The organism is Bacillus fungorum, from assembly GCF_002746455.1.
GTDB classification, from domain to species: Bacteria; Bacillota; Bacilli; order Bacillales; family Bacillaceae_G; genus Bacillus_A; species Bacillus_A fungorum.
The window spans coordinates 216,225-229,666 of the sequence record NZ_NWUW01000004.1 but is presented as its reverse complement, the minus strand read 5'-3'; the positions used below and the strand labels follow the sequence as shown (position 1 = coordinate 229,666).

The 13,442-nt window shown below is 35.0% G+C and carries 17 protein-coding genes, 1 other RNA gene and 1 riboswitch; of the genes, 3 read left to right on the top strand and 15 right to left on the bottom strand.

What is annotated here, in order from left to right; genetic code table 11:
- Positions 1 to 3 precede the first annotated feature (3 nt).
- The 12 genes from CO726_RS07885 to CO726_RS07830 all read right to left on the bottom strand — a co-directional run bounded on the left by CO726_RS07885 (position 4) and on the right by CO726_RS07830 (position 10,259).
- Positions 4 to 597: a xanthine phosphoribosyltransferase gene (locus CO726_RS07885; RefSeq protein WP_099683879.1), complete on the bottom strand. Its 594-nt coding sequence runs from the start codon at positions 595 to 597 to the stop codon at positions 4 to 6.
- A 108-nt stretch (positions 598 to 705) separates the two neighbouring features.
- Positions 706 to 807: riboswitch (purine riboswitch) on the bottom strand.
- Positions 808 to 923: 116 nt separating this feature from the next.
- Positions 924 to 1,670 (bottom strand): type I methionyl aminopeptidase, encoded by a 747-nt coding sequence (locus CO726_RS07880; RefSeq protein ID WP_099683878.1) that lies wholly within the window; start codon positions 1,668 to 1,670, stop codon positions 924 to 926.
- A 104-nt stretch (positions 1,671 to 1,774) separates the two neighbouring features.
- Positions 1,775 to 2,254, bottom strand: a complete 480-nt coding sequence (locus CO726_RS07875; RefSeq protein WP_098759476.1) for a GNAT family N-acetyltransferase — start codon at positions 2,252 to 2,254, stop codon at positions 1,775 to 1,777.
- A gap of 192 nt (positions 2,255 to 2,446) precedes the next feature.
- The gene (gene ypwA / locus CO726_RS07870) at positions 2,447 to 3,964 is read right to left on the bottom strand and encodes a carboxypeptidase (protein ID WP_099683877.1); all 1,518 of its coding nucleotides are present in this window, start codon (positions 3,962 to 3,964) and stop codon (positions 2,447 to 2,449) included.
- Positions 3,965 to 4,065: 101 nt separating this feature from the next.
- On the bottom strand, positions 4,066 to 6,003 hold the full coding sequence (locus tag CO726_RS07865) for an ATP-dependent DNA helicase (protein ID WP_099683876.1): 1,938 nt from the start codon (positions 6,001 to 6,003) through the stop codon (positions 4,066 to 4,068).
- A gap of 137 nt (positions 6,004 to 6,140) precedes the next feature.
- Entirely contained in the window at positions 6,141 to 6,323 is a 183-nt protein-coding gene (locus CO726_RS07860; RefSeq protein ID WP_060630215.1) for a DUF3921 family protein, read from the bottom strand.
- Positions 6,324 to 6,384: 61 nt separating this feature from the next.
- Positions 6,385 to 7,524, bottom strand: coding sequence for a THUMP domain-containing class I SAM-dependent RNA methyltransferase (locus CO726_RS07855; protein WP_000521224.1), 1,140 nt, complete (start codon positions 7,522 to 7,524; stop codon positions 6,385 to 6,387).
- 180 nt (positions 7,525 to 7,704) lie between these two features.
- Positions 7,705 to 8,095, bottom strand: an RNA gene (gene rnpB, locus CO726_RS07850) — RNase P RNA component class B.
- 86 nt (positions 8,096 to 8,181) lie between these two features.
- Complete coding sequence (gene gpsB, locus CO726_RS07845; protein WP_098759479.1) at positions 8,182 to 8,517, bottom strand: cell division regulator GpsB; 336 nt, start codon at positions 8,515 to 8,517, stop codon at positions 8,182 to 8,184.
- Positions 8,518 to 8,614: 97 nt separating this feature from the next.
- Positions 8,615 to 9,169 carry an SLOG family protein gene (locus tag CO726_RS07840; protein WP_099683875.1) on the bottom strand — a complete coding sequence of 185 codons (555 nt, stop codon included), beginning with the start codon at positions 9,167 to 9,169 and terminating at the stop codon, positions 8,615 to 8,617.
- A gap of 59 nt (positions 9,170 to 9,228) precedes the next feature.
- Positions 9,229 to 9,630: a CotD family spore coat protein gene (locus CO726_RS07835; RefSeq protein ID WP_099683874.1), complete on the bottom strand. Its 402-nt coding sequence runs from the start codon at positions 9,628 to 9,630 to the stop codon at positions 9,229 to 9,231.
- Positions 9,631 to 9,785: 155 nt separating this feature from the next.
- Positions 9,786 to 10,259, bottom strand: a complete 474-nt coding sequence (locus tag CO726_RS07830; protein WP_098759482.1) for a YppG family protein — start codon at positions 10,257 to 10,259, stop codon at positions 9,786 to 9,788.
- 177 nt (positions 10,260 to 10,436) lie between these two features.
- On the opposite strand from CO726_RS07830, the gene CO726_RS07825 reads away from it, so the two are divergent.
- On the top strand, positions 10,437 to 10,628 hold the full coding sequence (locus CO726_RS07825; protein WP_000242661.1) for a YppF family protein: 192 nt from the start codon (positions 10,437 to 10,439) through the stop codon (positions 10,626 to 10,628).
- 26 nt (positions 10,629 to 10,654) lie between these two features.
- Here CO726_RS07825 and CO726_RS07820 read toward each other — a convergent pair whose 3' ends face one another.
- Entirely contained in the window at positions 10,655 to 10,999 is a 345-nt protein-coding gene (locus CO726_RS07820; protein ID WP_098759483.1) for a YppE family protein, read from the bottom strand.
- Between the two features lie 15 nt (positions 11,000 to 11,014).
- Positions 11,015 to 11,257, bottom strand: a complete 243-nt coding sequence (locus tag CO726_RS07815; protein WP_136699465.1) for a hypothetical protein — start codon at positions 11,255 to 11,257, stop codon at positions 11,015 to 11,017.
- Positions 11,258 to 11,342: 85 nt separating this feature from the next.
- Between CO726_RS07815 and CO726_RS31725 the strand changes: the two genes are divergently transcribed.
- A complete protein-coding gene (locus CO726_RS31725) occupies positions 11,343 to 11,519 on the top strand; it encodes a phage portal protein (protein ID WP_080345072.1) in 177 nt (58 codons plus the stop codon).
- 157 nt (positions 11,520 to 11,676) lie between these two features.
- On the opposite strand, the gene CO726_RS07805 is transcribed toward CO726_RS31725, so the two are convergent.
- On the bottom strand, positions 11,677 to 12,702 hold the full coding sequence (locus tag CO726_RS07805) for a DUF2515 domain-containing protein (protein WP_099683873.1): 1,026 nt from the start codon (positions 12,700 to 12,702) through the stop codon (positions 11,677 to 11,679).
- Positions 12,703 to 12,805: 103 nt separating this feature from the next.
- On the opposite strand from CO726_RS07805, the gene recU reads away from it, so the two are divergent.
- Positions 12,806 to 13,408 (top strand): Holliday junction resolvase RecU, encoded by a 603-nt coding sequence (recU, locus tag CO726_RS07800; RefSeq protein WP_098759486.1) that lies wholly within the window; start codon positions 12,806 to 12,808, stop codon positions 13,406 to 13,408.
- Positions 13,409 to 13,442: the final 34 nt, after the last annotated feature.

The following is a 13,442-nucleotide window of genomic DNA, read 5'->3' as shown; positions in this document are numbered from 1 at the left end:
CGTTTATTTCACCTCCGCAGTTTCTTGCTGTACAAATGTAACTGTGCCGTTATCAAGTGATGCAATTTCTGCTAGTGATTCAACACGAATTCCTTGTTCACGAAGCTTCTTTCCTCCATCTTGAAATGCTTTTTCAATAACAATTCCAATTCCTGCAATACTCGCTCCAGCTTGCTCTACTAAACTCATTAAACCTAAAGCAGCCTGGCCGTTTGCTAAAAAGTCATCGATGATTAATACACGATCATTTTCATCGATATGATTTCGAGATAATGAAATTTCATTTGTTTCTTGTTTTGTAAATGAATATACGCTTGCAACATACATATTATCTTGTAACGTTAACGATTTACGTTTTCTTGCAAAGATTACTTTTACACCAAGCTCTAATGCAGCCATAACTGCCGGTGCAATGCCTGAAGATTCAATCGTCACGATTTTTGTAATGTTCTCTTCTTTAAAACGTTTAGCAAATTCTTTTCCGATTTCTTGCATAAGTACTGGATCAATTTGGTGATTTAAAAAAGAATCTACCTTTAATACGTCACCAGATAAAACCTTTCCTTCATTCAAAATCTTTTCTTGTAATACTTTCATGTTTGTTCCCCCTCTTATGCAATAAAAAAACTCCAAAAGCCGCCACCACTCGTTACAAGTGAGAGACGCGCTTTTGGAGTTTCGCAAAAAAAGAATGCTAAACAAGCAAATATATTCGTCCTCACTCATAGTCAAAGTATTTACGGTACTTCGGTAGAAACTTGCAGGCCATATCCCCGCGATTATATGAGTGTAGCTAACTATTTATTTTATAGAAGGATTATAACGCAATTTTTATACTTTGAAAAGCATTTCTTAATAAAACACGTACAAATGTTATAAAAATATCATTTTCGTTCGATTTTTGTAAACTCTTACATATCATATTAAATCTTTGTTAAAATGATTGGCCCATCTTTTGTAATCGCAATTGTATGCTCATATTGAGCTGATAATTTCCCGTCCATCGTTCTCGCGGTCCATCCATTTAAATCTACTTTAGAATATCGCATACCTACATTGACAATAGGCTCAATCGTAATTACCATTCCTTCTTCTAGCTCCGGCCCTTGCCCTTGCTTACCAAAATGAAAAATTGCTGGTTCTTCATGAATTTCTTTACCGATTCCATGTCCCGTAAAGTCTCTTGCGACAGAAAAACCTTCATTTGCTACATAACTTTCAATTGCATAGCCAATGTCTCCTACACGATTACCAATTACCGCCTGATCAATCCCTTTATACAAAGCATTTTCAGCTACTAACGATAACCTTTCTACTTCATCAGAAACTTTTCCAACTATATACGTCCAAGCAGAATCTGAAAGACCACCATTTAAATTTACTACCATGTCAATTGTTACAATATCACCCTCAGTTAAAGGAACATCGGCCGGAAACCCATGACACATTTCATCGTTTACAGATGCACATATCGCATATGGATACCCATTGTAACCTTTCTGTTCAGATGTTGCACCATGCTTTTCTAAATACGCTTCAACAAACGTATCAATTTCTTTTGTCGTAACACCCGGTTTCATCATTTTCGCAATTTCTCTATGACATGAAGCAAGTAACTTTCCAGATTCGTGCATCAAATCTATTTCATTTTTCGTTTTAATTGTAATCATGCTATCTCTCCTTACTAAACTTGCTATTTGCTATTTGCTATTAAACTTCAATCATACACATCATCTATCAAAATTTCAAAACTCCCAATTACAAAAAGTATTATTTATTTCTTAATCATTTTACATATATAATTCATCTTCAAAAACTCAAAACAACTACCATTTGTTTTTTGAATAAACGTTCCAACAGCTTCAAATCCTGCTCTTTTATACACTTTAATTGCTCTTTTATTAAATGTCGCTACTGATAGCGTTATATTATTACAACTATATTTTTCTTTACTAAAATCTAATCCAGCGTTTACGAACTGTAAACCTAATCCACTTCCAGTTATATCAGGTCTCATTCCCAGCCCTATATCAACCGTTCCATTATTTATTTTACAAAAACTAAAGAAACCAATGAGAGTGCCATTTTCCTTCACAGAAAAAGTATGATCTCCTCTACTCTCATCATGTAAAAATTCAGCTAAATCTTCTTCATCTGCCTCTATATCGTAAAAGGAATATTCCCCTTCATAATGCCAGTTATATGCAATTTCTTCCGCTTCTTCTTGCGTCATTACTGTATATGTATAAACCATTCTTCTACCCCCTTAAAAAAAAGAGCTGCAATTAAGAGGCCACTGAAAAAGTCCACCTAATAAGAAAAAGGAGACCACCACCTACTGTATACAGGTGATGGTCTCCTTTGTTTTTCTATATATTGATAAAATACACGTTATTTTTTCAAAGCAATCACTTTTTCAGTGCCTTCGCAATTAAGCAGCTCTTTTTTATAACTCATAAATTTCTTTATACTTCGCTTCTAAATAATCCGCTAAGTAGTTTGCATTTAAGCCTTCGCCTGTTACATCTTCTAAAATTTCAAGTGGCTTTTTCGTTTTACCATATTGGTGAATATTTTCTGTTAACCATTCACGAATTGGCGTTACATTTCCTTCTTCTAATAATGCATCAAAGTTCGGAATGTCTTTTAACATTCTTTGCTTAAATTGTGCTGCATACATATAACCAAGCGCATAAGATGGGAAGTATCCAAATGAACCGCCAGCCCAGTGAACATCTTGCAATACACCTTGCGCATCACTTTCCGGACGAATTCCTAAATATGCTTCCACCTTATCATTCCAAGCTGCTGGCAAATCCTTCACTTGTAATGTGCCATCAAATAATTCTTTCTCAAGTTCATAACGAACCATAACGTGAAGCGGATATGTAAGCTCATCTGCTTCTATACGAATGAATGATGGTTTCGATTCGTTAATCGCATCGTAAAACTCATCTACTGATATATCATTGAATTGACCATCGCTATACTCTTTTAATAAATCATAATTTTTCTTCCAGAATGATTTATTACGACCGATAAAGTTCTCAAAGAATAATGATTGTGATTCGTGAATACCCATAGATGTTCCACTACATAGCGGTGTACCTTCAAATTGTTCTGCAATATTTTGTTCATATACAGCATGACCACATTCATGAATTGTTCCAAACACAGCCATACGGAAATCTTTTTCATCATAGCGTGTCGTAATACGAACATCTCCTCTATTTAATGTAATCTCGAATGGATGTACCGTTTCATCAAGACGACCTGCTTCAAAGTCATAATTCAATTGTTTTAATAGCTCTAATGTAAAGGTTTTTTGTTTCTCTTTTGAAAAATGTTCTGATAAAGCACTAGTCTTTAATCTCTTTTGCGACTCTGATATTTCTTTTACGAGCGGAACGATACGCTCACGAAGTTGACCAAATACGTGATCTAACACTTCTACTGTAATACCAGGTTCATACATATCTAATAATGTATTATATTTATATGTTTCGTAACCCCAATATGTAATGAATTTCTTTTTATATTCAACTATTTGTTCTAAATACGGACGGAACATTTCAAAATCAGATTTTTCGCGTGCTTCTTCCCACACACTTTCTGCTTTCGCTTCTAATTTCACATACGCTTCATATTCCGCTTGTGGAATTTTCTTATTTCTATCATATTCTTTACGACACTCTTCAACCATTTTCTTCGTCGTTTCAGAAAGTTTGTCTTCACTTATTAAAGCTTCAAGCTCTATTAAATAATTTCCCATCTCCTCTGAAGTCGACATGGCAAACACTTCTGATGAAAGCATACCAATTACTTCTGATCGCTGGTCTACACCTTTTTTAGGCGCACCTGTTCTTAAGTCCCAAAACATTAAACTTAATGCTTCTCCGTAGTTCTGTATCTTCTTCACATATGTTAAAAATTGTTTTTCTACTTCATATGTAGCTACTGTCATCGTATAAAAACCTCCCTTTTCTACCTCAAACTTAATTCGACATGAAAATCTAAATTCCTTTTATAATAGAAAAAAAGCTTGGCAAACGCCAAGCTCTCTCCTTATAATTCTTTACCTTCTACTGGTAGTACCTTTTTCACCGCTTCTACCACTTTCTCATCTTCTGTATCAGATAAGAAGATTGATATAGCACCTTTATCGTCGCTCGTACGAATTAAACGACCAATCCCTTGACGAAGACGTAAAATCATATATGGTACATCTACATCCCAGAATGGATCATTTACATGTTTACGCTTCGCTTCAAACACAGGATCGTTTGGAGGGAATGGTAATGACCAAATAATAACATGTGATAATGATGAACCTGGAATATCTAAACCTTCCCATAAATGAACGGCACAAAGTACAGTCGCTTCTTCATTTTGGAAACGTGAAACGAGCTGACTAATTTCTTGATCCCCTTCATATAAGAACGGAACTGACATTTGTTCTTTACTTACATATTCTTTGAACGCCGCAAGTTCTTGCGTTGTACGGAATAATACAAGAGTACGTCCATTTGTCTTTTGTATATTTTCAAGTGTATATTGACACTTTCTTTCCCATTCATTTTCTCTCGTATGCGATAGTAAGTTTACTGCCATTTGTTCTTCGTAATCAAATGGTGAAGCAACTGAGAATGATAAGTAATCTTTTACCCCTAGGCTATTTGCTGTAAACGTGAATGAATCGTTGTTAGATAATGTAGCAGAAGAGAAAATATACGGGATTTTCTTCGAGAACACTTTCTCTTGTAATACTTCTTCAACTGCACGTGGCATAATTACTAACGTGAAGGCTCCATCACCTTCTTCACCCCATGTAATTACATTTTTCTCGTGCATAAACAGACGAAGTGAATGTTCTAATACATCTAAATGTTCATCAACGATATTTAAATCATACGTGTTTACTGTATGCATTTCACTTTCAAATACTAATGCATCACCGACTTCACCAATTTTCGCATAAAGTCGCTTCGCTTCAGCAGTTACTTTTTCTGTCACAGTAATTTCTAAACGATCAGAACCGGCAATTTCCTTTTTATTCTCTTGTAACACATCAAAGAATCGCTCTGTTTGCCAAATTGTTTCTTCTACTAAATGTGCAAACTCTTCACGAATATCATTTTGTAATAATCTTGTTAAAAGTTGCTCCATCATCGTTTGCTTTAAACGGTATGTTAAAGCTTTTTGAGCTGCATATTCTACAAGATGTCCTTCATCGAATACAACGCAGCTACTTTCTGGTAATAACGGCATTTGCCCTTCACGCTTACGAGCATCGTACGTCCAAATATGATCCATATAGAAATCTTGAGAACAAATAATTAAATCTGCTGCTTTACGATAATGCTCACGAGAAAGAGTTTGACCACAACGATGACGCGAATCGCAAGTGAAGCAATCTTGGAAGTAATCCCAGTTTACTTTCGACCATTCCTCATCATTTAAAAGCGGAAATTCTTTTCGGTCACCATAGTGAGTAAAGTTTTGCATCGTACCGTGATCGAATACAAACTGTGGTAATTCGTAGTATACATCTTCAATTACTTCTGGAGCTCGTCCACTCATAACATCTTCAAGTTTACGTAAACATAAATAATTATCCATTGATTTTGCAAGTCTTACATCAACAGATAGTCCTAGTGCTTCAGATAATTTAGCAATGTCCCCTTCTTCTTTCACAAGCTGCTCAATTAACGTTTCATCTGCACAAGCGATAATAGCTGGCTTTCCAGTATAACGTGCATAACAAATTGCATATAGAAGATATACAATTGTTTTCCCAGTTCCTACACCTGCTTCTGCGAACATAACTTTCTTTTCTTGGAAAGCACGTTCTAATTGAAACGCCATAAAAATTTGTTCATCACGCTCTTCAAAGCCTTTTTCCGGAAGGATGTCGTAAAACACATCTCCAATCCACTCATTCAACTTATCATAAAAATTATCTTGTTTTCCTACTTCAAATGGTAATCTCTTCTCAGTAAACATCCTTAGCCTCCAACCAAAAAGTTTTTCTATAAAAGATACAACAACCGCTACTCATATGTATACAGTCGCTTTCCCCTGTTGCAATACATAGAAATACACGAAAAAAAATTTCCCTTCCGAAAAAGGAAAATTTTCTTCTATATTAATGACTTTAAATACCGTTTATCAATCGCTGTTTCATGTGAAAGAGCTGACAAATATTCTTCTTGTGCTTTTTGTATTTCATCTACCATCGCACCTTGACTATCCACTTCTTTTCCGAGCTCATCATACGTGCGGTGAATAGCCTTTTGAATCATTGATAATTGGAAACTATCCATATCAGTTCCTCCTTTACGCATTACATAATAGCCAGTATATGCGCGCTGGAGGAGTTTTATACTATGAATTACGCGGTGGACGTTTTCCGAAGTATTGGTAGTAATCTGTACGGATAAATCCGTTAAACAGTTTACGCTTCTTCGATGCATCTTTTCCGTAGCACTTCTCAAATGCTTCGTAACTTGTTAATACATATGCTGACCATGTATCTAATGGACGGAATACTTGTCCCATTTCTTTATACAATTGTTCAACAAGTGCTTTTTCACTTAAACGTTCTCCGTATGGAGGATTCGTTACAACATAGCCATAATCCTCTTTTGTTGTGAAATCTTTTACTTGCATTTGTTTAAATGTAATTAAATCACCTAAACCTACTTCTTCTGCGTTATCTTGGGCAACTCGAATCATACGATGGTCAATATCTGATCCAATGATTTGCAGTCGTTGATCATAATTCGCTAAATCTTCGGCTTCTTGACGAGCTTCACGCCAGTTTTGTTTACCTACCCAGCCCCACTCGTCAGACGCGAAACCACGATTAAATCCTGGTGCAATATTTTGTCCAATTAATGCTGCTTCAATCGGAATTGTACCTGATCCACAGAATGGATCAACAAATGGACGATCTGGCTTCCAGTTTGTTAATTTAATTAAAGACGCAGCTAATGTTTCTTTTAAAGGAGCTTCCCCTTGATCCATACGGTATCCGCGTTTATGAAGTCCAACACCACTCGCATCAATCGTTAATGTTGCAATATCTTTTAACATTGCGATTTCAATACGGAATAACGGGCCATCTTCTTCAAACCACGTTGTACGTTTATATGTTGTTTTTAATTTTTCAACGACAGCCTTTTTAACGATACGTTGACAATCCGAAACACTGAATAACTCAGATTTTAAAGATTTACCGATAACAGGGAACTCACCGTTCTCTGGAATATAATCTCCCCAGTTTAATGCTTTCGTTTTCTCAAACAGCTCATCAAATGTTGTCGCTTTAAATTCACCAACTTTAATTTTCACACGGTCCGCAGTACGTAACCATAAATTTGTTCGACAAATCGCCTTTTCATCTGCTTCAAATGTTACTTTGCTGTTTTCTACTTGGCATTCATAACCAAGATCACGAACTTCTCGGGCAACTAATGCTTCAATACCCATTGCCGCTGTTGCGATTAAAGTAACTTTTCCCATTTGCATTCACCTCTTATGTATAATCAAACAATAATTAATAGCAATATGTCCTATTAATTATTACATTTTACGAAGAATTTTCTCATTAACCATTTTAACTCATAAATTATAACTTCATACAAATAAAAAGCCCTCCTCTAACAAAGGAGAGCTGAGTTATTTCATAGTTGGTTCATAACGTTCTGTAAGCCATGTTCTGTTCCTTTGTACTGCAAACGGCCCACGCCTCGTACTCCGGTGGCAATCATCTATCTACAGGTTATACAACCTGTCCTTTCCCATCGTTCATTTCCTTGGAAAAGATTCCCCTACCATTATTTGGGTTTCTCGCTCGTGGGGTTTACCTCGTTCCACTCCTATCATTTCTTCAAGGACTTCGTCACTGTGGCACTTTAAAGGTAGTCAAACCATATCCGAAAGGACTTAGGTTTTTTCCCTGCCGTTAAACCAGCCTTACAGCCAGAATACCCTAGCTTATGAATTGGCTAGGCACGAACACTACAGCCATCTCAGGCCGTGCGAGCATGGACTTTCCTCTACAACGTTGGCGTTGCAGCGATTACCCAAACGTTATGACATCCATTAGTATAGTGGAAACAAAAAGATTTTGCAATGTTTTTTTCTATGTAAACTGCTTTAACCATTTTCCACCAGAAATTATTCGTATAACTTACTTCCAAATACAGCTTTTTCTAAATTAGATAGACGTTTTAAAATATCCGTATTCGTGCTGTTATATACCGGTTGTGCAACTGGTGTCTGTACAGGTTGTTGTGGAACTTGCGTTGCTGCTAGTTTTTGTTCTTCTAGTTCACGTTTTAAACGAGCATTTTGTTGCTTTAATTGCTCAAACTCCTTGTGGAAAGCTTCATAGTCTTTAATGATCATATCAAGAAACTTGTCTACTTCTTCTTGTTGATAACCTCTCATACCTGTTTTAAATTCTTTTTCTAAAATATCTTTCGCCGTTAATTTAATTTTATCCGAAATCATTTTCTTCACCTCAAATTTTTGCCAAAACTTTCATTAACTAAATTTTTTCAGAAACAATGCTTTTTGTCAATCATATATACGAGTACTATATTACATATTACTCAGCATTATTCCATTGTTCCTCTTCTATTATATCTTGTAAATCGGAAAAAAGAATGAAATAACTGTGATAATTTTCTATTTCTCCTTTTTTCTTTGCTGCTTCTACAATATATTTAGGGCTCCCTGGTTTTTCTTCATCATATACAGCTAAAAGCGCATCACTTTTTTCAATAAAAAATTGATTTTTTAATTTAAATTGCTCTGGGCTTTCGTACTTCCGTTTCGTAATACTATCAATATGGTCTGCTTGAGAGAGAATAAATTCGTAATATTCACGGTTATCTTCCTTCCAGCCTTCTTCTTGTTCTAAAAACGGAGTAAACACCGCTAATTTTAAATCTGGATATTCTACTTGAATTTCAAAAACAACTTCAGCAGCCCATAATTCGACCCCTAACTGCCCACTTATTATCACCCATTCCAAACCCTCTTCTACAAAAGTAGTTAATTTTCGGTGCAATGCCTTTTTTATACATTCCACCCCTGGATGATCATTTTTAAATATACCAAGTTCAAATGGTTTATATCCCGTTACAGCAATAACTTTCATATTAACACTCCAATTACAAAAAAAGAACTAGCATTTTGCTAGTTCTAACATATCATTTACTATTTAAATATTCCACCAACGTTTGGTCCAATATTCGGACCTACTGGTGATACATTTGGTCCTGGTCCGAATGGTGATACATTTGGTCCTGGCCCAAATGGTGATACGTGATGTCCATGATGGCCATGACCACACGGTCCACATCCGCCCCCGAATCCGCCCCCGAATCCTGGATCAACTGGGTCTACAACATTTACATTTGAGTTTGTTTGTGGGAAGAAGTTTTGGTTTTTAATTTGTTGATGGTGTACATGTGTTGTATGTGTCGGGAAAATGTGTGGCACCACCGTTGTTGAAAAAGAATGTGTGACGCATTGTTTCGTCGGATGAATGACAGGAGCAGTCGTACAAATAGGTCCTGTAGGCTTATGCCCTCCAAAGCAAGGATGACAATGATACATAGTTTTTTCTCTCCTCTCTCATAAAAAAAATCTGATTACACTTTACAATATGAGAAAAGAGGGAAAGCCGTTTGTTATATATACCCATTTATTACAAGGAAATTTGTCTAGTCCCTACTTCATATACAATACTTTTTGTAGACAAACCTCCAAAATTACTTACCAAAAAATCCTCCAACTTGCTTTACAATACCTGTCACTTGATTCATCGCATTCATCATTTGTCCAGCTGTATTCATCATTTTATTTACATCATAGTTACCATCTGAATTTTTAAATTGAGAAACAAAACTAGAAAACTGACTCGGTTGCTGTTGTTGTTTTTGTTTATTCTGCATCGGATACGGTTGTTTTGGTGGATAAAACATCGCTTGTTGATTTCCATAAGGGGATGGCGGCATATAATATTGCGAATTCATATACGGTTGCTGTTGTTGGTTCATATATGGTTGCTGCGGTTGTTGCTGATTCATAAACGACACTTCAAATGGTTGATAGTAATTTTGGTTTCCATAATAAGGCTCGAAAGGATACATATTATACCGTAAATATGTATCTGTATTATATTGGTACATATTTTGCTGTGTATATGGATTAGCTTGCTGATATACGTTGGGTTGTTGAAACATGCATTCTCTCCTCCTTCACATAAGTTTCTACATATATAATATGTACCTGCAAAATAATATGTGTGACGGAGTATCTGTCTATTTTTGTCGGAAGTTTAAATTTTTAAAAAATTAAAAAAGAAAACCCTTCCATGCTATGATAATGAAGAAGAAGATTCTCATGGGGGAGGAATCAACATGGTATTAGGGGATTTAAAACAAGCGTTTTCTCAAAAAAAAGGGTATTACACAGAAAATGTAAATGAATTGTTAGACTTTGCGAGACATTGGTATCTCGAAGGAAAAATATGCATTTCAGATTATCGAACATTAATAAAAGAATTAGAAATAAACGGGGCAACAAAACCTACAACAATGACAGAAGCATAAAAAAAACAAGAGGGTTTCCCCTCTTGTTACTTACATTGCTCAATTATATTTTGCAAAGTATACGAAATGGCTTGGTGTGTTTCAAAGAATCGCTTACCTTTACCTTTATTTACAAAACATTGCAACACATTTGTTTGTAAATTATCGTACACTTGATCAATTTGCTGTACATGTATATACTTCGGTTTTTCTTCCTTAATCCATTTATAAGCTAATTCTTTCCACACTTTTAATTCTGCATCTACCATATCTACGAATGGTTTCATATCCTTATAAAAATCGTATTCAATCATTTCTCTTTTTTTCACATTCGCTTCATTATTATGCTGCATAAGTTTTTCCGAAGACTGTATTAATGCTTCATACTTCATTTTATTCCCACCTTATTATGCACTCACTACGACGTTTTGAAATGCCTTCACCCAATTCCCTTTTTCTTCGTGATGCACTAATTTATTTTCCATATGCTCAATATGCATTTCGGTTATTTCTATCTTATTGCATATTTTTTCCCTTTTATCCTTCAATGCATGATTCATTCTAATCCCTATATTCATTTGCAGCAAATCGAGAGAACTTAACATTTGATCCATTGTTTTCATTACATCTTCCTTCTGAACCATCGCCATATACAAAACGCCCCCTTCTTTGCTTTTCCTTTGTCATGTAATTTCGCCGAATGATTCCTCACTCCTGCCCACATGACAAAACTAGTTGTTATTCGTCAAAGAAATCATTTTGTATGTCATTTATAGAAATGGTAACAATACAAAAAGGAGGTGTATGAAAATGCCAAAAAATAAAAACGAAAAAAAGAAAAAACAAAACAAACAAAATAAACCCGAGACCGGCAATCCAAAGTTAGATGGTCCAAACTTCCCTGCTACATAAAGTGAAACTTTAATGCTTTTACAAAAAGCTAAATTCTGAAACGTCCTTGATCTCTTATATTTATTACGTTTTGAGATTAAATTTTTAACACACATGGCAGGATTACTTCACATTAAGAAGTCCCGTCTTCATTTATGAAGACGGGACTTCTTTTTTATTATATCACGAACTCATCCATCCTTTTAACAAAACGATTTATAATAGAAGCAACATAGATTTGCTCCCTTTTTCTTTTATACCATTCTGTTATATCGACTTCCCCCTTATAGTCTTCCAATAAAAATAGCTCATTTATTTCCATACCTCTACAAAACCAATCTCTCTTACTTATTTCCTTATGTGTAACAACAGGATAAACCTCCCTAAGGGCTGGCGTACAAGATTTTCTAGCTTCTCTTACATAACATTCATAATCTGCTCTTGATCCTGTGTGTATAGTTTGCAATGCAAACCTATGGAATAAACTTTTGTAATTTGGATGAAACAGTAATTCCGCTAATTTCTTCCCTAGTTCTATACGCTTTTGTAACGTTTCAAATTGATAAACTGAAAAACCATACATATTCCCTTCAACGGTTGGAAAAATAACGGCACTAACATGAAGCATTTCTTGTAATTTAAAAAGTGCTGTATGGAATACATGTTTTTTAAAATATGCATTCTCAATAACTGGTTTTTGAATTTTATTTTGTTCATTTATAATAAGCGCTATCATGAGCCTATTTATATCTTTTTCCTCCCAAAAATATATCCATTCTTTTTCCATGAAAATTGATACGTTGAAATATTGTAACAAATAGAATAGTGGCACCTGCCTCCTCTTACTTTCTTCGTATAACAACAGCTGAGGAAATGCATCTAAAAAAATAATCCAATTCGCTTCTTCATAAGTCAGAAACAAATGTTCTTTTACTGTTTGAGGTAAAACAGTAGCATAATACCTCCCTTTTAAATCAGTCATATTCCATCCCGCATTTCTCGAAACCATACTCGCCAAAAAGGCCCACCTGATTTCACTATTTCTTACATAAAATTCTTGATAAGACTGTGTTCGAGAAATGTTATCCATATTAGCTATTTTCGTTTCCTTCTTAATGTTGTAAACGATTGTTTTTTCTTCTTCTGTACAAACCATATTTTTACGATATTGTTCAATTTTTCTATAATCATTCCATGTAAACATAAACTAGTCATCATACCTTTCTTCAAAAAGGTCACATCTTTTTTCATTTTTTGTTATAATCACCTTTGTAAGTAATTCTTAGTAAGTTGGGAGTGGACACACTATGACCATTCGTTACCCAAATGGAAAACGGTACAATCAAGCTTCACAACCTCATAAAACACCAATTAAAAAACATGCTTATAGTAATAGAGGTATGTCCCTTGAAGAGGAATTGAATGAAACAAATGAATATTACTTAACCCATAATATTGCCTGTGTACATAAAAAACCTACACCTCTTCAAATTGTAAAAGTAGATTACCCCGCTCGAAGTGCTGCAGTGGTAAAAGAAGCGTATTTTAAACAACCTTCTACAACAGATTACAACGGTGTATATAAAGGGAAATACATCGATTTTGAAGCGAAAGAAACAAAAAACAAAACCAGCTTTCCACTTCAAAACTTCCACCTTCATCAAATTGAACATATGAAGCAAGTAATCGCTCATAATGGAATCGCATTTGTTATTATTAAATTTACACTTTTTGATGAACTTTATTTATTAGATGCAAAACATATTATTGCATTTTGGAATCGTCAAAATACTGGTGGACGAAAATCGATTACGAAAGAAGAAATAGTAGAGCATGGATCTTTATTATCATGCGGTTATCACCCTCGGATTGATTATATCCGTGTACTAGACACCGTTTATTTTTCGTGATAGAGTCATCACTAAGGCTCTTTTTTCGACTTTT

What these genes read in the sequence shown, in the direction of transcription:
- CO726_RS07885 (WP_099683879.1), bottom strand. Translation starts at nt 597, where the DNA reads ATGAAAGTATTACAAGAAAAGATTTTGAATGAAGGAAAGGTTTTATCT.
- CO726_RS07880 (WP_099683878.1), bottom strand. Translation starts at nt 1,670, where the DNA reads ATGATTACAATTAAAACGAAAAATGAAATAGATTTGATGCACGAATCT.
- CO726_RS07875 (WP_098759476.1), bottom strand. Translation starts at nt 2,254, where the DNA reads ATGGTTTATACATATACAGTAATGACGCAAGAAGAAGCGGAAGAAATT.
- ypwA (WP_099683877.1), bottom strand. Translation starts at nt 3,964, where the DNA reads ATGACAGTAGCTACATATGAAGTAGAAAAACAATTTTTAACATATGTG.
- CO726_RS07865 (WP_099683876.1), bottom strand. Translation starts at nt 6,003, where the DNA reads ATGTTTACTGAGAAGAGATTACCATTTGAAGTAGGAAAACAAGATAAT.
- CO726_RS07860 (WP_060630215.1), bottom strand. Translation starts at nt 6,323, where the DNA reads ATGGATAGTTTCCAATTATCAATGATTCAAAAGGCTATTCACCGCACG.
- CO726_RS07855 (WP_000521224.1), bottom strand. Translation starts at nt 7,524, where the DNA reads ATGGGAAAAGTTACTTTAATCGCAACAGCGGCAATGGGTATTGAAGCA.
- gpsB (WP_098759479.1), bottom strand. Translation starts at nt 8,517, where the DNA reads ATGATTTCGGATAAAATTAAATTAACGGCGAAAGATATTTTAGAAAAA.
- CO726_RS07840 (WP_099683875.1), bottom strand. Translation starts at nt 9,169, where the DNA reads ATGAAAGTTATTGCTGTAACGGGATATAAACCATTTGAACTTGGTATA.
- CO726_RS07835 (WP_099683874.1), bottom strand. Translation starts at nt 9,630, where the DNA reads ATGTATCATTGTCATCCTTGCTTTGGAGGGCATAAGCCTACAGGACCT.
- CO726_RS07830 (WP_098759482.1), bottom strand. Translation starts at nt 10,259, where the DNA reads ATGTTTCAACAACCCAACGTATATCAGCAAGCTAATCCATATACACAG.
- CO726_RS07825 (WP_000242661.1), top strand. Translation starts at nt 10,437, where the DNA reads ATGGTATTAGGGGATTTAAAACAAGCGTTTTCTCAAAAAAAAGGGTAT.
- CO726_RS07820 (WP_098759483.1), bottom strand. Translation starts at nt 10,999, where the DNA reads ATGAAGTATGAAGCATTAATACAGTCTTCGGAAAAACTTATGCAGCAT.
- CO726_RS07815 (WP_136699465.1), bottom strand. Translation starts at nt 11,257, where the DNA reads ATGGCGATGGTTCAGAAGGAAGATGTAATGAAAACAATGGATCAAATG.
- CO726_RS07805 (WP_099683873.1), bottom strand. Translation starts at nt 12,702, where the DNA reads ATGTTTACATGGAATGATTATAGAAAAATTGAACAATATCGTAAAAAT.
- recU (WP_098759486.1), top strand. Translation starts at nt 12,806, where the DNA reads ATGACCATTCGTTACCCAAATGGAAAACGGTACAATCAAGCTTCACAA.